The sequence below is a fragment of the Microbacterium sp. NPDC055665 genome (genome assembly GCF_053618035.1).
Genome location: NZ_JBSHGY010000006.1, coordinates 139,368 through 160,804 on the forward strand (window position 1 = coordinate 139,368; position 21,437 = coordinate 160,804).

Here is a 21,437-nt window from a genome sequence, read left to right on the forward strand (position 1 = left end):
CGGGGGACCCACCACATCGGCTGGGCGGGAGTTCAGCCGGCCCAGGCGTGCGCGATCGCGAGCGCGTCGCGGGTGCCGGCGACGTCGTGCACGCGCACGGCCCACACTCCGGCGCGGGCCGCCAGGGCGCTGGTGACGGCCGTCGCGAGATCGCGGCGTGACTCGGAGACCTCGTCGTCCGCGCCGGCTTCCCGACGAAGTGCCTCCGCCAGGAAGCGCTTGCGTGAGGTGCCGATGAGCACGCGAGGCCCCAGGGCGACGATCTCGTCGAGTCCCCGCAGCACGTCCCAGTTCTGCGCGCCGGCTTTCGCGAATCCGATACCCGGGTCGAGGATCAGCCGAGACGGCGCGATCCCGGATGCCGCGGCTTCGCCCATGCGCTCCTGCAGCTCCCCCGCCACCTCGCGCGCGACGCGACGGTACTCGGCCTTCGCATACATGTCGGCGGAGAATCCGCGCCAGTGCCCGATCGCATAGTCGGCGCCGGACTCCGCGACGGCCGCCCGCATCTCGGGATCCGCGAGCCCTCCGGAGACGTCGTTCACGATCCGCGCGCCGGCCCGCACAGCTGCGGCGGCGGTCGCCGCGTTGAGCGTGTCGATGCTGACGGGCACGCCCGCCGACGCCAGCTGCTCGATCACCGGGATCACGCGCTGCTGTTCGATGTCGGCACCCACGCGTTCGGCGCCGGGCCTGGTCGACTCGCCGCCGACGTCGAGCACCGCAGCGCCTTCGGCCCGCAACCGCATGCCGTGGGCGACCGCCCGATCGACGTCGAGGTAACGGCCACCGTCGCTGAAGGAGTCGGGCGTGACGTTGACGATGCCCCAGATGCTGGTCATCAGCGCGCTGCTCCGGACCCCGCCGACGCGCCGATCAGCGTGATCAGCTCCGTCCTGGCGACGGGATCCGTGTACTCCCCGCGCGCCGCGATCGTGAGCGTCGACGCTTCGCTCTGGCGTCCGCCGCGCATCGTGACGCAGCCGTGCGAAGCGTCGAGCACGACGAGCACTCCCCGGGTGTCGAGGTGCTCCGCGATCGTGTCGGCGATCTGCTCGCCGAGGCGCTCCTGCACCTGCGGACGGGCGGCGAGGATCTCGACCACACGCACGAGCGCGCCGAGACCGACGACCTGCTCACCCGGGAGGTACGCGATGTGGGCGTGCCCGGCGAACGGCAGCAGGTGGTGCTCGCAGACGGAACGGAAGCGGATGTCGCGCAGCAGCACGGCCCCGGAGGGCAGCGTGTCGGGCGCGGGTCCGCGCGAGACGCTGATGGTGCGTGCGAGGGGCTCGGCGGCATCCTCGCCGACCCCCGCGAAGAACTCGGAGTACAGCTCGGCCATGCGCGACGGCGTCTGCTTCAGCCCCGGTCGATCAGGATCTTCGCCGATGGCCTCGAGCAGCTCGCGGGTGAGTCGCTCGACACGGTGCCTGTCGACGGTCACGTCACGCCGTCGCGGGTCGCGGGTTCCCGGCTCCCGCCGAACCCTGCTGCGCACGCGGCGTGGTGGCGGGGGCTTCGACGGATGCCGCGAGCGAGACGTCCTTCTTGGGCACCTCGATCGGGGGTCGCTCCGACACCGGACGGTCTTCACTCGAGAGCCACAGCGGACGCTCCGGAAGCTTCTTCACCTCGGTGAAGATCTCGGCGATCTGGTTGTGGTCGAGGGTCTCCTCCTCGAGGAGCGCCAGCGCGAGCTTGTCGAGGATGTCGCGGTTCGCGCTGATGACCTCGTAGGCCTCGTTGTGCGCCTGCTCGATGAGCGCGCGCACTTCGGCATCCACCCGCTCGGCGACCCGCTCGGAGTACTCGCGGCCACGACCCATGTCGCGACCGGCGAAGGGCTCACCGCCCTCACTGCCGAGCTTGACCGGACCGACCTGCGTGGTCATGCCGTACTCGAGCACCATCTTGCGGGCGATCGAGGTCGCCTTCTCGATGTCGTTCGAGGCACCGGTGGTCGGGTCGTGGAAGATGATCTCCTCCGCGACGCGTCCGCCCATGGCGTAGGTCAGCTGGTCCTGCAGCTCGTTGCGGGTGACCGAGTACTTGTCGTCCAGCGGCAGCACCATCGTGTAGCCGAGGGCCTTGCCGCGGGGCAGGATCGTGATCTTGGTGACCGGGTCGGTGTAGTTCATCGCCGCCGCTGCGAGTGCGTGTCCACCCTCGTGGTACGCCGTGATCAGCTTCTCCTTGTCGCGCATCACGCGGGTGCGACGCTGCGGTCCGGCGATCACGCGATCGATGGCCTCGTCGAGGGCACGGTTGTCGACCAGCTGCGCGTTCGAGCGGGCGGTGAGGAGAGCTGCCTCGTTGAGCACGTTGGCCAGGTCGGCGCCGGTGAAGCCGGGGGTCTTGCGGGCGACGACCTCGAGGTCGACGTTCTTCGAGAGCGGCTTGCCCTTGCTGTGCACTTCGAGGATCTTCTGACGGCCCTTGAGGTCGGGAGCGTCGACGCCGATCTGGCGGTCGAAGCGGCCGGGGCGCAGCAGTGCCGGGTCGAGGATGTCGGGGCGGTTCGTCGCGGCGATCACGATGACGTTCGCGTTCGGGTCGAAGCCGTCCATCTCGACCAGCATCTGGTTGAGGGTCTGCTCGCGCTCGTCGTTTCCGCCGCCCATGCCGGCGCCGCGGTGGCGGCCGACGGCGTCGATCTCGTCGATGAAGATGATGGCCGGGGCGTTCTCCTTGGCCTGACCGAAGAGGTCGCGCACACGAGAGGCGCCGACACCGACGAACATCTCGACGAAGTCCGATCCGGAGATCGAGTAGAACGGGGCTCCTGCCTCACCGGCGACGGCGCGGGCGAGGAGCGTCTTGCCGGTTCCGGGAGGGCCGTACAGCAGCACGCCCTTCGGGATGCGGGCGCCGATGGCCTGGAACTTGGCGGGGTCCTGCAGGAACTCCTTGATCTCGTGGAGCTCTTCGATGGCCTCGTCGGCACCGGCGACGTCGGCGAAGGTGACGGTCGGCGTCTCCTTGTTGACGAGCTTGGCCTTCGACTTGCCGAACTGCATGACCTTGCCGCCACCGCCCTGCATGGACGACAGCAGCCACCAGAACAGCAGGCCCAGCAGCACGAGCGGGAGGAGGAGCGAGAGGAAGCCGTCGAACCAGGTCGCACGCGGCACGGCGTCGTTGAAGCCGTCCTTGGGAGCTGCCTCGTTGATCGCGGTGACGACCTCGTCGGCGCGGGCATCGACGTAGTAGAACTGCACGTTCTCGGAGCCCTCGAACGCCTTGGAGAGGGTCATGTCGACGCGCTGGTCACCGTCGGTGTTGACGACCTCGGTGACCGTGGTGCCGGAGAGGAGCTTGAGTCCCTCCTGCGTCGTGATCTGCTTGGGCGCACCCAGATTCGAGATCAGCAGGAAGCCGCCGAACAGCAGCAGGCCGATCAGCGCGACGTAGATCAGCGGATTCCGGGTGAGCTTCTTCACATCCATGATCGGATCAGCGTATCGCGCGCGCCCTAGGGGGTCGCTGTACGTTCACCCACGGCGTAGCGTGCCGCGCGTCAGGAGTAGACGTGCGGGGCGAGCACTGCGACGTCGCGCAGGTTGCGGTAGCGCTCGTCGTAGTCGAGGCCGTATCCGACCACGAAGTCGGTGGGGATGTCGAAGCCGACGTACTTGCAGTCGATGTGGACCTTCGCGGCCTCGGGCTTGCGCAGGAGAGCGAGCACCTCGATCGACTCGGCGCCACGCGATCCGAAGTTCTCCAGCAGCCAGCTGAGGGTCAGACCCGAGTCGATGATGTCCTCGACGATCAGGACGTGCTTGCCGTTGAGGTCGGTGTCGAGGTCTTTGCGGATCTGCACGACACCGCTCGACTTGGTGCTGGCGCCGTAGCTCGACACCGCCATCCAGTCCATCGGGGCGTGGAACGGCAGGGCCCGCGCGAAGTCGGCCATGACCATGACGGCCCCCTTGAGGACGCCGACGAGCACGAGGTCCTTGCCCTCGTAGTCCTGGGCGACCTGCGTCGCCAGCTCATCGAGCTTGGCGAGGATCTCCTCCTCTGTGACGAGGATCTGAGCAAGGTCGTCCTGGATCTCCGCGGCGCGCATGGATCGATTTTAGGTGACGGAACCCTGTGCTCCGGTCAAGGTTCTCCTGATCTCCCCATCCCCACCGCATCCGCACTACTGTGAGCGGTGATGTGGGCGGACGCCCCGGACGGAAGGATTCACCATGGCTCTTGACGACATCCTCACGCAGGTTCCGATCGACGACATCGCCGAGAAGCTGGGGGTCTCGCGAGACGAGGCGAAGGTCGCTGTCGAGCAGGGCGGCGCCGTGCTGCTGGGCGGGCTCGCGAAGAACGCAGAGACCGACGAAGGCTCCGCGGCCATCCAGAACGCGCTGAAGAAGCACGAGGGCAGGGCCGGCGCTTCGAAGGTCGACGACATCGATCAGGCCGACGGCGACAAGATCGTCTCGCACATCCTCGGCTCCAAGAAGGCGGAGGTCACGAAGGAGCTCACCGAGTCGAAGGCGACTCCCGGCATCGACTTCGGCAAACTCCTCCCGATCCTCGCCCCGATCGTGATGGGCCTCATCGCGAACGCGACCAAGGACAAGACGGCGAAGGCGGATCCCGGAGCCGAGCGCTCGGGCGGCATCGGCGACGTCATCGGCGGGATCCTCGGCGGCGGCAACAGCGGTGGCTCATCCGGCGGAGGCGGAATCGGCGACGTGATCGGCGGGCTGCTCGGCGGCGGCAACAGCGGTGGCTCGGGCGGGGGCATCGACCTCGGCGGCATCCTGGGCGGCCTCTTCGGCGGCAAGAAGTAGGACGTCGCCCGACGCATCCGGTCGCGAGGCGAAGGCGCTGCGGCGGAGGGTCTTCAGCGGCCGGATGCGGTGAAGACGATGCGTCCGCCCTGGCGCACAGCCGAGCACCCGGGCAGATCGATCGGCCCCTGACCGCGCCAATCGGTGGCCAGCCGCGCGACCTCGACGGTCTGCGTCCTCGTGAGGCTCACCCCGAACTCGCTGTCGACGACGAGGCGGATGATGCGGTTGCGCAGTGCCGCGGGGTTGGCGGCGAGCGCCGCGACGCTCACCGAGATGCCCGCCTCCGCGTGCTCGACGATGTCCTCGATCGTCTCGTGGATCATCTCGTCGAAGGCCTCGGCGTCTTCCCGCAGCTGCTCCGCGGTTCGGGCGAGCGCCGTCGCGATGCCGGGACCGAGCTCAGCCTCGAGCACGGGGAGCACGCGCTCGCGCACCCGAACCCTGGCGAAACGCTCGTCGAGATTGTGGGGGTCGTCCCAGACCTCGAGATCGGATGCCGCGCAGAACGCCCGTGTGGTCTCGCGACGGACGCCGAGCAGCGGACGGACCCAGCGGAGCCCGTCGTCGTCCTCGCGCGAGGGTGCCATTCCCTGCAGGCTCGTGGCACCCGAGCCGCGCGCGAGCCCCAGGAGCACGGTCTCCGCCTGATCATCGAGAGTATGTCCGAGCAGCACGGCGGCCGCTCCTTCGGCGCGTGCGGTGCCAGCGAGCGCCGCATAGCGGGCATCACGGGCGGCAGCCTCTATCCCCGCGCCGGACAACCTGTCGACATCGACGCGGGTCTGCAGCGCGTCATCGACTCCGATGCCCTCTGCCACGACCGCCGCCGTGCCGGCGATGAGGGCCGACCCCTCCTGCAGACCGTGATCGACGGTCAGGCTGAGCACCCGGATCCCGCGGCCTCGCGCCTCGAACACCGTGGCGGCGGTGAGAGCAAGCGAGTCGGCACCCCCGGAGAGGGCAACGATCACGGTCGACCCCTCGGGCAGGTCGGCGAGCGCTGTGCGCACGGCCAGGCGGATCTCGGCGATGGCGGGAGAGAGTGATGGCACGGTTCCACGCTAGGGCACGCTCCGGCTCTCGCCCACGCCCGTGCGGGCGGCACGACGACAGGTCTATCCTGACGCCGTGACCGATATCCCGCGCACGCGGCCGTTCCGGACCGAGCGATTCAAGGCGTTCGTCGACGCCGTGGTGGCGATCGCCATGACGCTGCTCATACTCCCCCTGATGGAGTCGGTGTCCGAAGCCGCATCCGGCCACATGAGCACGGCCGACTTCTTGCACGAGCACTCCGGTCAGCTGCTGAGCTTCGGGCTGAGCTTCCTCCTGATCGCGACGTTCTGGATGGGGCACCACCGCCAGTACCGCGACGTGGAATTCGTCACGGGTCCCCTGCTGTGGATCAACGTCGCGTGGATGGCGACCATCGTGTGGCTGCCGGTTCCGACCGCGATGATCGGGCAGATGGACACCGACCCTCTGCAGGCGGTGGTGTACATCGGCACGCTGATCATGACGCAGGTGACGACCCTCGCCGGATGGCTCTACCTGGCACGCCACCCCGAGCTCGGCACCGTGTCCAACGAGACCATCCGCCTGGGGGCGATCGGCGACATCGCCGCGATCATCCTGTTCGCCGCGGCGCTCGCGATCGCCGTCGCGGCTTCACCGAACGGATACGCGGGACTGTTCCTGCTGCTGCTGAGCGACCCGATGAGCCGCCTGCTGAATCGCCTCTTCCGAAAGCGCCGAGCGAGCCGCGGGTAGGCTAGTCCGCGGCATCCAACCGAACTTTTCCTGAGGAGCACACGCATGGGCGCACACGACGCCGTCATCGAGATCCCGCGCGGCAGCCGCGTGAAGTACGAGGTCGACCACGAGACCGGACGAGTGCACCTCGACCGCGTGCTCTACACGACCTTCGGCTACCCGGCCGACTACGGCTACTTCGACAACACGCTCGGCGAGGACGGCGACCCGCTCGACGTGCTCGTGCTGCTCGACCACGCCATCTACCCGGGCGTCGTCGTCGAGGTCCGTCCCGTGGCCGTGCTCAAGATGAGCGACGAGGCCGGCGGAGACGACAAGCTCGTCGCCGTCCTGTCGAAGGACCCGCGCTGGGCGCACATCCAGGACATCGACGACGTGGCCGACTTCACGAAGAAGGAGATCGAGCACTTCTTCGAGCACTACAAGGACCTCGAGCCCAACAAGTGGGTCAAGGTCGACGAGTGGGGTAACGCCGCCGAGGCGCAGCGCATCCTCGACGAGGCGATCGTCCGCTTCGGCGAGCAGGGTCACTGACCCGCTGCATCGCCAGACACGAAAGACCCCCGGTCCCGCAGAAGCGGTCCGGGGGTCTTTTCGTCAGAGGTGAGCCTGAGATCAGGCGGAGACGCCTCGCCGGGCGAGGAACTGCACCGGGTTGACGGCGTTGCCGTTCTGGTAGACCTCGAAGTGCAGGTGGCATCCGAACGAGCGACCTGTGTTGCCCGCGTAGGCGATGACCTGACCGGAGCGGACCCACTGGCCGGACCTCACCACGATGCCGCCGTTGCGGATGTGGGCGTAGCCGGTGCCGATCCCGCCGCCGTGCTGGATGCGGATGTAGTTGCCGTAGCCGCCGTTGTAGCCCGCGTAGTCGACGGTGCCGGACTGTGCGGCGTAGATCGCGGCTCCGCAGCCGTTCGCGAAGTCGGTGCCGTAGTGGAAGCTCGAGGAGCAGCCCTGCGGACCGCACTGCTGCGAGCGGGGACCGTAGCCCGAGCTCTTGCCCCCACCGTGCGGACGGCACCAGCCGCCGCTGCCCTGGGATCCACCGCCGCCACCGCCACCACCGCCACCGTTTCCGGCGGCGGCCGCTGCGGCCTCACGGGCCTCGCGCTCCTTGCGCTTCTTCTCCTCGATGGCGACGCCGACCTTGTATGCCTCGACCGTCTTCGCCGTCGCGTCCTTGAGCGCCGCGAGCTGAGCCTGCATCGTGGCGAGATTCGCGGACTGCTCGTCGAGCGCGGCCTGAGCGGCGTCGGCGGCCTGCTGCGCCACGACCATCTTCTCTTCGGCGATCTTCTGCAGCCGATCGCGCTCGTCGCGGGCGACCACTGCCTGGTCGCTCATCGACTGCGCGGAGTTCCGGGCGGCGACCGCATCGTCGTACACCGACTGGTTGTACTCGAAGAGCTTGTCCATCGTGCCGAGCCGAGCGAGCAACTCGTCGGCGTTGTCGGCAGAACCGGTGAAGAGCAGCTCGAGGGAGGTGTCGTCACCGCCGTTGCGGTAGAGCTGCGCGGCGACCTGACCGGCCTTCTTCGCGGACTCGTCCGCCTTCGCCGACTGCTCGTCGGCCTTGGCCTGAAGCGAATCGGCCTCGGTGGCCGCAGCGAAGTACTTCTGCTGCGCCTCGTAGAACTCGTCGGCAGTGGCCTTCGCCACCGCCTGCGTCTCGGCGACCTTCTGGGTCAGCGACTGGATGAGCCCCTCGATGCGGGTGACCTCGGCGGCCTTGGCGGCTTCGCTGCTCTTCGCGCGCTGCACGTCGTCCCAGCTCGGATACGAAGCGGCATAGGCGGCAGAGACCCCGTTGGAGATGCCGAAGGCACTGAGTGCCACGACGCTGAGCACGCCGAGACCGAGTGCACCACGGCGGCTGAGGCCGTCTTTGCTGAACGCACGGCGTTCGGTCGGGCTGGGCGCGCAGCCGCAATCGTCTGAAGCCGCGGCGACCGCAGCGTCCAGAGTGTTCTGGTCGTCGTTCACACGGCCCCTTCCGCCGGTTTCACAAATGCCACACTAACAACAACCTTCACATCAGCACCAGGTCGACCGCACGGTCGACGACGCACGCCGGACAGGTCCATCGTCCCCCCGAAACACGCCCGGGGGAAGCCGCCGCGCCCTCGATTCGCGATTTGCCCGAAACATCCCTTATGCTTGAGCGTCGGCAAGGAAGTCCCCCGGGACTGACTCGGCCCCATCGTTTAGCGGCCTAGGACGCCGCCCTTTCACGGCGGTAGCACGGGTTCGAATCCCGTTGGGGTCACACCTTCCGATACAATTGAAAACAAGTATGGCCCTGTAGCGCAGTTGGTTAGCGTGCCGCCCTGTCACGGCGGAGGTCGCGGGTTCAAGTCCCGTCAGGGTCGCTCCGTGCGATGAGCTCTTTCTTCGGAGAGGGCTCTCGTCTAGGACGCGACAGGTTCGCCGGTCGCGCGGCTCTGTAGCTCAGTTGGTAGAGCGTTCGACTGAAAATCGAAAGGTCACCGGATCGATGCCGGTCGGAGCCACAAGGCTGATCATTACAATCAGCCCAGAAACCCTCGCCTAGCTTCTACATGGCGGGGGTTTTGCTTTGCCCGGGAGAGAGCGGGATTCTCCGCTGCTCCCCCGGGCCACCAGACCTCATCGCACGAGACGACGCCTTCTGGCCGCGACCACCAGCAGCGCACCGCCGCCGAGGATGCCGAGGCCCAGGAGCAGCGTGAGCCCGATCGCCCCCGGATCCGCGCCGGTGGTGGGAAGCGGTGCGACGAACGTGTTCGTGAAGACGATTCCGACCGATCCCGCGCTGATCGTGACAGTGCCCGCCGCACCCGGCTGCTCCTGCCCGTCGACGGTCATCGTCGTCCTGGTCGCGTCTCCCTGATCGGTTTCGCTGACCGTGCACGAGCTCCCGGCAGGCAGATCGTCGATCTCGGCCGTGAGCCCGTCCGGACCTCCGATCTCGTACGCCGCATCGTGGACGACGAGGCCGGGGTCGGGATGCGACGGGTCGACGAGAAGGCAGACCACCTCGACAGGGAACGTGCGCGTCACCGCGGAGGCCCCCGTGCCGTCGACGATCTTCGAGATGCGCAGGTCGCCCGCGCCGTACGAGTTCGTGATCGTCACGGAACTCTGGTCGGGCGCGCTCGTGTCGGGCAGCGGTGCGAGCACGGTCGTGGTCCCCGCTGAGGCCTCGGCCTCCGTGCCGCCCTCGGTCACGACCATGGTGGTTGACTCCGCGCCCGCCGTATCCGTCTCGGTCACGGTGCACTCGGCGCCCTCGGGCAGCTCCGTCCAGGTGACCGTCTCGCCGTCGGCGATCGACTGCGTCATGGGTTCGAGCGCCTCCACCCGTTCCTGGTTCCACAGGCACGAGAGCGTCACCTCGAACGGTCCATAGGTGATCGGATCGCCGTCCTGGTCCACGGCGCCACCGTCATCGACGGCCTTGGTCACGGACACCTGAGCGAAGTCGAACGTGTTGCGCACCTCCAGCCCCGGCTGCGGCTGGTCATCGACACTCAGGATTTCCGGGTCGGTCTCCACCGTGAACGTGTAGGCCTCTCCGTCCCCGGCGACGACGTCTCCATCGGCGTCGAGGATCTCGGTCGTGCTCGCGCCGCCGTCATCCACTTCGCTCAGACGGCATTCGGATCCGGAGGGCAGGGTCTCCCACAGCGCAGTCGGGGTATCGGCACTGACCACGCGCACGCCGCCACCCTCGAGGTCGACCACCTCGCCGTCCCTGACACAGATCAGCCGCAACTCGTAGGCCGCGGTGCCGAACTTCTCGGCTCCATCGCCCGCGAACGACTTCGTCACCTCCAGCGAGCCGGTGAGGTACCAGTTCGTGGCGGTCACCGTGACCAGTCCACCGTCGGCCGGGACGATCCCGATGCCGGTCGCGGTGTCCTGCCCATCGTTCGGCTCGATCACGACGGCATCCGCACCGTTCAGGTCGTCCTCGACGACCGTGCACTCGGATCCGGCGACGACGTCGGTGATCGGCGAGGACCACCCGTTCTCGGCGTTCAGCTCGACCTGCGCCGACAGCACCACCTCGCCTTCGAACCGGCAGGTGACCGTGAACGTGAAGGTCTCGTCGATGCCGAACTGTTCGGCGCCGCCGCCTTCGAACTCCTTCACCAGAAGGAGGGCGGTCGCGTCGTAGAGGTTGGTGTAGGTCACCGTGTTCACGACCGTGTCGGTGCCCGGCTGCAGTTCGGGGATCACCACCGTGCGCGTCGCCTGGTCGACCTGGGGCGCCAGCGCGCCGTCCGCTCCGATGACCTCGGCCTCGGTGACCGTGTCGTCCGCTCCACGATCATCCGTCTCGGTGACCGTGCACTCCGATCGCGCGGGGATGGGAGCGATCGTCTCGGTCTCACCGCCGTCGAGCAGGAAGGTCTCATCGACCACGGTCTCGCCCTGGAAGGTGCAGACGACGTCGAACTCGAAGTCGGTGGGCGTGAACGGGCTGTCCGATTCGACCACCTTGCCGACTTCGAGCGCGGCCCACTCGTAGGTGTTCTCGATCTCCAGGAGGAAGGTCTGGTCGGCATCCTCGATCGTGATCGACGCGGGATCGACGGTCGTCCCGGTCTGGCCGGCGTCTTCCTCCTCGACGGTGCAGACCGATCCGACGGGAATCCCGGAGACGACCGCGGGCGGGCCGCCGGGGGTGATCGTCACGACACCGTCGTCCGCCAGGGGCACATCGGCACCGAACCAGGTGCACGACACCGTTGCGGTGAAGGACGTGGGCACGGGGAACCCATCCGGCGCGTCGATCGCCTTCACGACGGACAGCGCGCCGTTCGCGAACTCGTTCGTCACCGTCACCTCGACGGGCGTCGTCCCCTCGCCGATCGTGACGGGTTGGTCGGGGCTGATCGTGACTCCGGTCGCGTGTCCCGCATCCGTCTCCGTGACCGTGCACGATGCTCCCGTGGGAAGCCCGCCGTAAAGAGCCGTGCCGGCGCCGGTGATCGTGCGCGTCGCGCCGCCGGGCACCGCCACGGGGACGGTCTGCCCATCGATCTCGCGCGTGCACGAGAGACTGACCTCGTAGTCGGTCTCGAGCGCCGGCGCCAGGCTCGCCGCCGGGTCTCCCTCGAGCGCCTTCCGCACCTCGAGTGCGCCGATCGTGAAAGTGTTCGTCACATCGGCTGCCACCGGCGCCGTGGGGTCATCGCCGACGACGACCGTCACCGTGCCGCTGGAGGAGTTCGCGCCGCCATCGGCCGTCTCGGTCACGATGCACTCCGCGCCGGTGGGCAGGTCGTCGACCAGCCACGTCGGGTCATCTCGAGTGAGCGTCGCAGAATCCTCGAACACCGGGTCGGGGCTGGCACCGTCGAGCGTGCACGTCATCTCGACGGTGAAGGGACCGTCGCCCCAGAGATCCGCCCCGGAGCCGGCGACGAACTTGGTGACTTCCACGGCGCCGGTCGCGAACGTGTTCTCCACCGTGAGAAGCGTCAGCGCCGTGGTCGAGCCGTCCTCGTACGGCAGGATCGCGAAGGAGGCTTCGGTTCCGGCGGTCGGGTCGCCCGCGATGCCGTCTTCGGTCACGACGATGTTCGTCTCCTCCGCACCGTCCGCGTCGGTCTCGGCGACCGTGCACTCGGCGCCCGCAGGCAGGCCCGAGAACACCTTCGTGTCGCCATCTTGAAGAGTGAAGGAACGGTCGGCTTCCGGGATCGCCTCTTGACCGAGGTATGCGCAACTGGCCTCGAACGCATAGCTGCGGTCGTAGACGATCGGCTCACCGTCCGCGGTCTCCGCCCCGCCGTTGTCGACGACCTTCGTCACCTCGAAGCCGCCCGCGGCGAATTCGTTGGAGATCAGGATGGATGCCTGTTCGGGGTCACCGGTGTACGCGTTCCAGACCGAGGGCTCCTCGCTCCAGTCGCGATCCGCGGTCACGCCGTCGACGGGGTCGATCTCCACCGTAACGCCCGGGATGACGGGATCTTCCACCACCGTGCAGGTGGAGAACAGCGGAAGGTTCACCGGGCCCGTGACGCTGTTGTACTCGAGCACGGTGCCGTCGGCGTCGACCGACGGCCGGCTCGCGTCACTCCCGTCCGCGCGCAACAGCGTCACGTCCTCGCCACCCGAAGTGCAGCTGACCAGAAGCGGGTAGCTGTCGGGCAACTGGATGTCGGCGGAGTAATCGGGAGCGGTGACGTCTTTCGACAGGAGCAGTTGCCCTGTCGCAGCTGCCACACCCACCTTCTGAGGCTCGACCACGAGGGACGGACGCTCGGGCTGGGTCACGGTCGCGTTCGAGCGGGTCGCGGTCGCGAAGGAGTTGTAGGCGACGGGAAGCCCCGAGGGCACGGCCGAGGCCGCGGGAAGGACGAACGGCGTCTGGGTCTCGTACGTGAAGCGCAGGGTCTCGTTGGGCCGGAGACCCGGCGCCGGGGAGAGGGCGTCCGGATTGGCGTACTCGAGCATCAAGAGCATGCTGCGTGCGGCGGCGAGCACCGACGGGGCAGTGGTGCTGTCGGCCAGCTGCCAGTCGAAGTCGCATGCGGGATCAGGCGCGGCGTCCTCCGTGAACACCTTGATCGCATTGTCGTTGCACGACTGGCTCAGCTGGACGGGGGAGAGATAGATGCCGTACGTCGCGTATTCGCTGTCCTGAAGCTCCGCGAAGTTGGCTGCGAGGGAGCCGGAGAGCGTCACGTCGAATTGCGACCCCCGTCCCGACGGCACGATCACGCCCTGGTCCCCCACCGTCGGCAGCGTGTCGACGGCAGCCACCACCCTGGCACTGGTGTTGCCGCTGTTGGTGAAGTCGATTCGCCACGTCGCCTCGCCACCCGGCCGCGTCACCGGGGCGCACGGGTAGGAGTAGAAGCCGTCGTCGACGACGCCGGGGGTGCTCGGGTCGCACGCTGCGGCGTCTCCGTCGACGTTCAGCACGCCGAGGTCGTCGTCGGAGGTGGCCGGATCGCCGGCGAGCGCGCCCTTGACGTATTTCTTGGCGGCGATCGTCGCGCTGGCCAGCGGCGTGATCTCGGTGTCGGCCGAACAGGTTTCGACGCCCGACTCGGGGGCCTTGGGTGTGAGGTCGGTTCCGTCCACCACGGTGGTGCCCGCGCAGGTCTCGAACAGTCGGTCCGAGGCCACCGTGACCTCGTTGCCGACCGTGGTGTCCGGCGTGACGTCGGAGCGGAAGAGCAGCGGCGCGTCGACCGTCAGGGTCCACCCTGCCTCGAAGACGAAGTCGTCGGGAGCGGTGATGGTGAGCACACCGGTGCTCTCATCGAGGTCCGCCGCGAACCCCGGGTCATCGGAAGGAGCACCCGACCCGCTCAGGGTGAAGACGTAGGCCGGCGGTGCGGGCTCGACGAGGAGGGAGCCCTCGGCATCCGTCTCCACCTGATCCGTGATCTCGAAACCGGTCATGTCCCATTCGCCGGTGTTGGTGACCGTGATCCGATACGGGATGGTTCCGGAGGCGCTGATGAGAGACGAGGCGCCGCGCGTCTTCGTGACCTCGACCTCGTTCGGTCGGTGCAGCACGATCGTGGAGTCGGCGGCCTCGCCGGTCTGTGTGAAGGTCTGGTCAGGGCCGAACTGGGCGGTGCTCTCGGACTGCACGTCGTCGCTGATCACACCGAGTTCGGTCTCACCCGGGTTGGGCTGCAGGTCGGGACGGGTGGTCCCGACGAGGACAGCGGGATCGCTGCGCAGGAACTCACGGCGATCCGTGGTCACCTCGAAGACGAGCTGCGGGTTGAACGGCCGCTCCCACTGCTGCACGACACCGTCGGCGTCGACCTGCCTGGCGCGGAACCGCACGCCCACGATCGTCTCCTCGTCCACCGACGCGGGCGGATCCAGCGTCACGCTCGAGGGCGACGGCGCGGACACCCAGTCGCCGGCGCGCCAGCAGTCGGAGTCGCCCGCGAGGGGCACCCCGTTGCAGGTGGCGACGAGTGTGCCGGCGGCGTCTGCGTATTCGATGTCACTGCCGTCGTCGTCATCGACCAAGACATCCATCGCGACCTCGTTGACGGGGGCCGGCACGTCGATCTCCGCGGCGACGAAATCCATCGCGTTCCAGAACGTGGGCGTGGTGTCGGTCAGCGTGAAGGATGTCGTCCTCGCGGTGCCGTCCGGGCGCCCGCCGAGCTCGGTGACGTAGGTCGCGGACTCGTCTTCGTAGACCGACGACGGAGTGATGGACTTCGTGGTCTCGATGGCGTAGCTGGCGTCGACGATGGCGAACTCATCGACGGCGTCGGCGATACCGGTCCCGCACTGGTTCTCAGCGCAGTCGTCGAGGACGGGGCTCTCCAGCTGCACGTGGGCGTCGTTGGCGATCGACTCGCCGGCGGGAGTCACGGTCACCGGCTGTCCGGGGTCGGAGCGCAGGGCGTCGCGCAGCTGCCAGGTGAGTGTCACGCGTCCCACGGCGCCCGTCGGGATCGACGGCGTCCCGTCGGAGGAACGGAAGGCGACCGAGATGCCGGTGACGTCGGCGAGGGCTGCGGGGGCGAGCGCCAGGGCTTCGGCGTAGGTGTATCCGGTGGTCGCACCGCCGCGGGACAGCGTGACGACGGTCTCCTCCTCGGAGATGCCTGCCGGAAGTTCGATGGAATCGATGTCGTGCAGGTCGAGTGTGTCGAAAGCGGTGTCTGTGAGGGGCTGACCCGCTGTGGGATCGTCGATCACCATGCCCGAGACCCGGGCGGCCGAGATGTTGGTCGCGACCAGCGTCGCACTGATGAGCGGATAGTCGCCGGGATCCACGGCGGGGTCGACCGCGGGGAGTCCGAGCTGATCCTGATCGAAGGTCTTGGTGAGGGTGGCGTTGATCGGCTGGTCGACGATCAGGATCGTGTCGTCCGCCGTGTCCGTGCTGTCCACTCCGGTGTCGTCGTTGACGCCGTGCGCACTGGCGGTGTTGTCGACCAGGCCGGGCTGGCCGGTGTTGTACGCGTACGGGTGGAAGTTGCCGAGCACCGGCTGTCCCGGTTCGCTGCGCAGCGTGTCCCGCACGCGGAAGTCGAGGTCGAGCGGCCGCCGGTCATAGGAAGAGCCCACCCCGGTGCCGTCGGCGCCCTCGGCGATCACGATGCGCACGGCGAGGGCGTCGGCGCTCTGCTCGTCCGTGAGGCGATAGCCGCCGAATCCACCGTCGCACCCGTCAGCGCAGGCATCGGCGGTGATGTCCGTCCATCCGTCGCCCTCGAGGTACAGCGACACTTCGGAGATCACGTCACCGGCGATCAGCGGATCGGTGGCCGTCGTGATCGGATCGATGCCGACGAGATCCCACGCGTCGTACACCGACGCCGCCGTGTCCGCGGGATCCTGAGTCTCGGAGACATCGGTCAACGTCATCGAGGTCAGCTCGAGCCCGTCGGTCGACCACAGCAGGCGCACTGTCCGTTCTTCCGCCGACAGCGCGGGGACGTCGTCCTCCAGCCACTGCTTGTCGAGGAAGTCTGGGCCGGGCCCGCCGCCGTCGATCGGCAGCACATCGATGTCGTCGGTCGCGATGTCGGTCTTCTCGCCACCGGCGTCCGGGTTGTCCACGAGAGATTGCGCCGCGTTGTCGAACGTGGTCTCCTCGTCGACCGGGTCGGTGAGCTCCACTCCGACATGCGCGGCGACGGTGAAGCCCGGCGGCAGGAGTGCAGGGCACCCTTCCGCGTCCATCGGGAGGTATTCGAATTGGATTCCGCCGACATCGTCCTGCAGATCGCTCGGGATCTGGTAGGACCACAGCGACTCCGGCCCCGGGACCTCGGTCGCTCCGGGGAAATCGGTCCATGGCCCATCGGTCTTCTGCCAGTACCGCACCGTGAGAGTGGTGCACTCGGGGATGTCGGTGTTCGAGATCTCGGTGGCGGTGAACGCGTTCCAGAACTCCGTCTCCACCTGGGGGAAGGGGGGATCGGAGATCACGAGTCTCTCCGACCCCGTCGTCGAGTCGGGGGTGACGTTGCCGGTCAGCGTCACGTCTGCGTCCGTCCCTGGGGCCCCCCAGATCGTGTCGGGCGCGATCGACTTCGTCACCGAGGTGTCGAGGGTCAGCGGGGCGATGGAGAACGGCGCCTCCGCGTCATCCGTACCGGTCTGCCCACCGGTGTTCTCCACGGCCGTATCGACGACGTTCGTGGCGGTGACGGCGTCGTCGGTCGGCAGCGCCGTCACCTCGATCGGGATGGTCGCATACGCGCCGGACACGATGCCGTCGGCGTCGGCCGAATAGACGACGGTGAATCCCTCGACGGTGCAGCCGTCATCCGGTGCGGGGAGGGTGTCGGCGGTCGTCGTCGAGTCCGTGCTGGCCGGGCAGTCGCTGTAGCTGTATGTGATCTCCGCCGCGGTCGCTGCCACGGGCCAGGCGACACCGTCGCCGAAGCCGTCGAAGGACAGGCCCTGCTCGGAGAACGTCGCGCTGCCCGCAGAGGGCTCCGTGATCGTGAGCGTCTGCACGTCCTGCGCGCCCACGGTCGCGGTGACGTCTGCCGTCGTGCTCTGACCGCTCACCAGGGTGTTGTCGTCGAAGGACTTCGCGATCGCCACGTCCGGCAACCGCTGCGCGATCGTGATGGCGGCGTCGGCGGTCACGGGATCGCTTGCGTCGTCGCCGCGCTCGACCGCGGAAGACGCGTCGTTCGTCACCACCACGTCGGTCCCGTCGGGGATCGTGGTCACGGTGTCGTTCGTCACGGTGTGGGTCACGACCTCGCCGGTCGCGCCCGGGGCGAACGTGCCGGTGAAGGTCACTCGAATGCCCTGGGCCTGCGAGATGGGAACGGGTTCGGTCGTCGTCCATGCGCCATCGACGAAGTACTCGGTGACGGTGTCCGTCGTTCCCGGAGGAGCCGTGATGTCGTATCCCGTCACGTCGAGATAGCCGCCGAACGGTCCGGGCGGCGTCACCGGATCCTGCACGACGATCGTGTCGACGTTCTGGTTCGAGGCGTTGCCGGGAGTGACCGTCCAATCGACAGGCTGACCCGGGAGCGCCGGCAGGGTGCTGGCAGGCGAGACTGCTTTGGCGATGCTCGGAACCAGCGTCGTCTCGACATCGAGGACGATGTCGGCCGATGCGGGAGTGGTCGGTGCGTTATCACCGGTGGCGGTAGCCGTGTTGGTCACGGTCGCACCGTCCCACGTGCCGTCGGCGGCGGGGTCGACCTGGGCGTTGACCGTGACCGTCATGCTGTATCCAGCCGGCCACACCACAGGATCGGCCGCCGGGTCGAGCCCGGGGGCGACGGTGAAACTGCCGCCGGCAGCGTCGACCTGGAGGTCGTACTCACCGGTCGGCTGTCCCGCGGGCGGATTGATCTGCACCGAGACCGGATTCGGGAATGCGGGATTGAAGATGAGCGGTTCCGGGAGATCGTCGCTCAGCTCGGTGTTGAAACAGCCCGGGTCGTTCGTGGAGGAGCAGTTGACCGTGATCTGGTAGGTCACCGGATCACCGGGACCGAACGGTCCTGTTTCGACAGCTGTCTTCTGCATCGAGAACGCAGCGACGGCGAACGCCGCGGGCGCCGCGCCCGCGAGTATCGAGGCAGCGGCCAGAGCGGCCACGGTGAACCCCGCGAAGAACCGTCGTCGTTGCCGTTCCATGGCGACCCCCCTGAGCATGCCCGAGATGCGGTCAGCATATGGGCATATCGCTCGAGGTTCCAGGGCTTCTCACCCTGCCTCTCACCCGTTCACCGGACGTGTCGTCCGCAGCCACGGCGAGGATCCGGCGTCGGACCGGGCTACAGCGCGTCGACGGCCTGGCGTGCGCGATCGGCGGCATCCGCCGCTGTCTCCGCACGCTTCGCGGCATCTGCACGCCGCTCTTTCGCAGGGGGCAGATCCTCCCCCACGCGAGCCGCCTCGGCGCGGGCGCGAGCGAGCTCGGCCTCGAGCTCCGACACCCGATCGGCGAGTTCCGTCGCCCTGTCCTGCAGATCCCGAAGCGCCGCGTCTCGTTTCTCGAGCTCACGCTCGGCAGCCGTCTGTTCCTTCTCGGCTGTGGCGAGCAGTCGCTCCGCCTCGCGGCGCGCGCGCCGCGCCTGCAGCTCATCCGGTGGCCGCTGCGGCACCGACTCCAGCTCCGAGATCTCGCCCGCCACGGCGTCCCGGATTTCGTCGGTCGACGCCGTCGGCTCGATCGTCCGAACCAATCGGCCGGAGGCGACAGCACCCGCTGCCGCCGGATCGAAGAAGGCAGCGGAGATGCTGCCTTCGACTGCATCCCGCGTCGCAGGCGTTATCCGCTCCCCGCGGGAACCGGCCAGCTCGGCCGCCATCTCCGCAAGGCGTCTCGTGAGCGCACGGCGCTCCCTGCCGAGCTTCGCCAGCGCCGGCGCATCCAGGTCGTCCTGCGCTTCGCGGAGCTCTGCGGCCAGCTGCAGCGCCTCCCCCAGCTGCCCGGCGCGCTCTTGCGCGAACACGTTCACCACCCAGGCCGCGACCGACGGCTTTCGCAGCGCGAGGATCCTGGACGCGAGTTCATGATCGTCGACGCTCCCCGCGCGGGCTTTCCGCGACGCCACGAATGACTCCGGCGGCCCGCTGTACAGCGTGGCGGCGATCTCCTCGAACGTCGGGTCGGCCATGCGCCAACGATACGCCGGGCCTCCTCACGAGACACGGAGTGCTCGCCGCTACTCGATGGCGAGGTGGTCCGCCCAGTCGGCGCTGACCAGGGTTCGTCCGCCGAACGTGCCGTTCCCGAGGCCGGGATACAGATAGAGCTGTCCCGACGCGGTGCGGGCGAGCAGGTCGGCGTGACCGTCGCCGTTGTAGTCGACCCCTCCGGTCAGGGCGGTGAACTCACCCCATCCGGTCCCGACCACCCGCATCGCTCTGAATCCCCCGGGCACTCCCGAATAGAACCGGAGCGCGCCGTCCACGTCAACCGCGATGATGTCCCCGCTGCCGTCGTTGTCGAAGTCGCCGCCGACGAGGAAATGGAACCCTTGCCATCCTCCGCCGAGGGGGATGTGCGATCCGCCGAAGGCACCGGTGCCGTTTCCCCGGTAGATGGTGAGCAGACCGGTTGCCGAGACCCCGAGCACGTCCTGCTTGCCGTCTCCGGTGTAGTCGGCGCCCGACGTCACGTGAAGAAGGCTGTACCAGAACTTGCCGATGCCAGCGGCCGGTGCGAATCCCCCTGCGCCGTTGCCCGCGTAGAACTCCAGCCCGCCGTCGGATCTGGTGACGAGGATGTCCGCCTTGCCGTCGTTGTTGAAGTCCGTATGGGTGAGGTGCCTGCGGGATCCGCCCCACCCGCCGAACACGGTCTTCGCCGCCGAGAAGCCGCCGGAACCATTCCCCGCGCGTAGGCGCAGGTCGCCATTGCCTGCGATCGTCAGCAGATCGGCCTTCTTGTCGCCCGAGTAGTCGGCCGAAGCGACGCCCGGCGCCTGTCCAGAACCGAGTCCGGGGAAGTAGAGCGGGAGAACACCGCCGCGGGCCACGTTCGACAGGCAGGTGAACCCGTTGTTGATCGCCGTGTACACCGCGCCGTTCAGCCGCACCTCGAAGTGCAGATGGTACGCCGGGGAGTTCCCGGTGTTGCCGACGACGCCGATCTGCTGCCCGCGGGACACCCGGGTGCCGGGGGCGTACTTGCCGGGCGAGGCCATGTGCGCATACCGCGTGACGTAACCGCCGGGATGCTCGACGTCGGTGTAGTTGCCGTAACCGCTGTTGGCTGTGCGGGACTTGATCACTCCGCCGTAAGAGGCCACGATCGGGGTGCCGCCCCCACCGCCGATGTCGATGCCGTCGTGCGCGCGGTAGTTTCCCCGACAGCCGTCGCCGACCTTCGACTGGATGTTGCCCGAGGACGGATACACCATCTGGTCGTTGACAGCTGCGGTCGCGGAGGTGCTTGCCGACAGGGAGGGAGCCACGGCTCCGATCACGACCGCGAGCACGGTGGCGATCCCGATGCGGGCGAGGCGCACACGGGACGGTCGCTTCATCTCGAAGTTCTCTCTTGCTCGGCGGCCCCAGGGACGTGATGCCCTCCGTCGTCACCGTACCAGTGCTGCGGGATCCTTCCGCGAACGCCGCCGGGAAAGAGGCGGATCCGCGCCCTCGCACGGTGTAGCGTGCAGTCATGGGAAGACTCAGGTATGACGGCACGTCGGAGCCGATCCTCATCGAGGACGAGACCCTCGCGCACCTGAAGATCGTGATCGCGACCAAGCTCCGCCGCCAGGAGAGCTTCATGATGACGTGGCGGCCTTCGAGCGGAACCGACAAGCGGGCGACGGTGTGGATCCATCCCGCGATCCCCCTGCAGTTCGGGTTCGACGACGCCGAGCCGCCCGCCGTCGATGCCCGGCTGGTCGCCGAGATGATGAAGTCCCTCAACGCCTCCGGCGAACTGGTCCTGGACCACCTCATCGCTCCGATCTGACGCCCGTCCTCAGAAACCGAGCACACAATATCCGGCCGTCGCAACTAGGCTGGGAGGCGCGCCTCGCCCTGCCGGACCTCCGCCGGGTCACGGTCGTGGCGTGAGCCCAGACGACCTCCTCCTCCGGTCGCACGATCCCGTCCATCGGGATGGAGCCGCAGCTCCGCCGTGTGGCCACGCCAGAAAGGCATGAACCTCATGAGCGAATCCTCCGGAACCGCCGACCGCGACGGCGAGCGCTCGCCGGACTTCTTCGACCAGCTGATCGAGACCTCACCCCGTGACCAGCAGGGCGCGTTCACCGTCGGTTTCCGCGGCTACGACAAGGGCGAGGTCGACGCCGCACTCGCGACCCTTCGCAATCAGCTCAAGCAGGCGGCGGCCGACGTCGCCGAGGCGCAGGCTCGCGAAGAGGAGGCCGTCGAAGCGGTGCGCGAAGAGGAGCGCAAGGCCCGCGA

14 protein-coding genes and 3 tRNA genes are annotated in these 21,437 nt (G+C 68.2%); 8 read left to right on the forward strand and 9 right to left on the reverse strand.

Translation table 11 applies throughout. The annotated features are described in order from the left end of the window. Window positions 1-32: 32 nt before the first annotated feature. From folP to hpt, 4 genes are all read right to left on the reverse strand, one after another. Window positions 33-842 carry a dihydropteroate synthase gene (gene folP, locus ACWGO6_RS14785; protein ID WP_136040962.1) on the reverse strand — a complete coding sequence of 270 codons (810 nt, stop codon included), beginning with the start codon at window positions 840-842 and terminating at the stop codon, window positions 33-35. Continuing rightward, complete coding sequence (gene folE, locus ACWGO6_RS14790; RefSeq protein ID WP_452327076.1) at window positions 842-1,447, reverse strand: GTP cyclohydrolase I; 606 nt, start codon at window positions 1,445-1,447, stop codon at window positions 842-844. The genes folP and folE overlap by 1 nt, the downstream gene beginning before the upstream one ends. A 1-nt stretch (window position 1,448) precedes the next feature. Further along, a complete protein-coding gene (gene ftsH, locus ACWGO6_RS14795) occupies window positions 1,449-3,449 on the reverse strand; it encodes an ATP-dependent zinc metalloprotease FtsH (RefSeq protein ID WP_376103126.1) in 2,001 nt (666 codons plus the stop codon). A 71-nt stretch (window positions 3,450-3,520) separates the two neighbouring features. Then, window positions 3,521-4,072 (reverse strand): hypoxanthine phosphoribosyltransferase, encoded by a 552-nt coding sequence (gene hpt, locus ACWGO6_RS14800; protein ID WP_029262844.1) that lies wholly within the window; start codon window positions 4,070-4,072, stop codon window positions 3,521-3,523. A 124-nt stretch (window positions 4,073-4,196) separates the two neighbouring features. Between hpt and ACWGO6_RS14805 the strand changes: the two genes are divergently transcribed. Continuing rightward, window positions 4,197-4,799 (forward strand): DUF937 domain-containing protein, encoded by a 603-nt coding sequence (locus tag ACWGO6_RS14805; RefSeq protein ID WP_452327077.1) that lies wholly within the window; start codon window positions 4,197-4,199, stop codon window positions 4,797-4,799. A 53-nt stretch (window positions 4,800-4,852) separates the two neighbouring features. Here ACWGO6_RS14805 and tilS read toward each other — a convergent pair whose 3' ends face one another. Beyond that, window positions 4,853-5,854 (reverse strand): tRNA lysidine(34) synthetase TilS, encoded by a 1,002-nt coding sequence (gene tilS / locus ACWGO6_RS14810; RefSeq protein WP_452327078.1) that lies wholly within the window; start codon window positions 5,852-5,854, stop codon window positions 4,853-4,855. A gap of 76 nt (window positions 5,855-5,930) precedes the next feature. Between tilS and ACWGO6_RS14815 the strand changes: the two genes are divergently transcribed. Next, complete coding sequence (locus ACWGO6_RS14815) at window positions 5,931-6,572, forward strand: TMEM175 family protein (RefSeq protein WP_452327079.1); 642 nt, start codon at window positions 5,931-5,933, stop codon at window positions 6,570-6,572. Window positions 6,573-6,617: 45 nt separating this feature from the next. Then, window positions 6,618-7,109, forward strand: coding sequence for an inorganic diphosphatase (locus ACWGO6_RS14820; RefSeq protein WP_376103100.1), 492 nt, complete (start codon window positions 6,618-6,620; stop codon window positions 7,107-7,109). 81 nt (window positions 7,110-7,190) lie between these two features. Here ACWGO6_RS14820 and ACWGO6_RS14825 read toward each other — a convergent pair whose 3' ends face one another. Then, entirely contained in the window at window positions 7,191-8,561 is a 1,371-nt protein-coding gene (locus ACWGO6_RS14825) for a peptidoglycan DD-metalloendopeptidase family protein (RefSeq protein WP_452327080.1), read from the reverse strand. A 210-nt stretch (window positions 8,562-8,771) separates the two neighbouring features. On the opposite strand from ACWGO6_RS14825, the gene ACWGO6_RS14830 reads away from it, so the two are divergent. The 3 genes from ACWGO6_RS14830 (at window position 8,772) to ACWGO6_RS14840 (ending at window position 9,088) form a co-directional block, all read left to right on the forward strand. Then, window positions 8,772-8,844, forward strand: a tRNA-Glu gene (locus ACWGO6_RS14830). Window positions 8,845-8,873: 29 nt separating this feature from the next. Next, window positions 8,874-8,947: transfer RNA gene (locus ACWGO6_RS14835), tRNA-Asp, on the forward strand. 68 nt (window positions 8,948-9,015) lie between these two features. Next, a tRNA-Phe gene (locus tag ACWGO6_RS14840) sits at window positions 9,016-9,088 on the forward strand. 115 nt (window positions 9,089-9,203) lie between these two features. Here ACWGO6_RS14840 and ACWGO6_RS14845 read toward each other — a convergent pair. The 3 genes from ACWGO6_RS14845 to ACWGO6_RS14855 form a co-directional block, all read right to left on the reverse strand. Next, window positions 9,204-18,179: a DUF5979 domain-containing protein gene (locus tag ACWGO6_RS14845; RefSeq protein ID WP_452327081.1), complete on the reverse strand. Its 8,976-nt coding sequence runs from the start codon at window positions 18,177-18,179 to the stop codon at window positions 9,204-9,206. Between the two features lie 140 nt (window positions 18,180-18,319). Continuing rightward, a complete protein-coding gene (locus tag ACWGO6_RS14850) occupies window positions 18,320-19,165 on the reverse strand; it encodes a transposase (RefSeq protein ID WP_452327082.1) in 846 nt (281 codons plus the stop codon). Window positions 19,166-19,213: 48 nt separating this feature from the next. Next, a complete protein-coding gene (locus ACWGO6_RS14855) occupies window positions 19,214-20,539 on the reverse strand; it encodes an FG-GAP-like repeat-containing protein (RefSeq protein ID WP_452327083.1) in 1,326 nt (441 codons plus the stop codon). Between the two features lie 137 nt (window positions 20,540-20,676). Between ACWGO6_RS14855 and ACWGO6_RS14860 the strand changes: the two genes are divergently transcribed. Then, window positions 20,677-20,979, forward strand: coding sequence for a DUF7882 family protein (locus tag ACWGO6_RS14860; protein ID WP_136040973.1), 303 nt, complete (start codon window positions 20,677-20,679; stop codon window positions 20,977-20,979). A 198-nt stretch (window positions 20,980-21,177) separates the two neighbouring features. Continuing rightward, the coding region (locus ACWGO6_RS14865) for a DivIVA domain-containing protein (RefSeq protein ID WP_452327084.1) at window positions 21,178-21,437 on the forward strand (260 nt) is incomplete at its 3' end.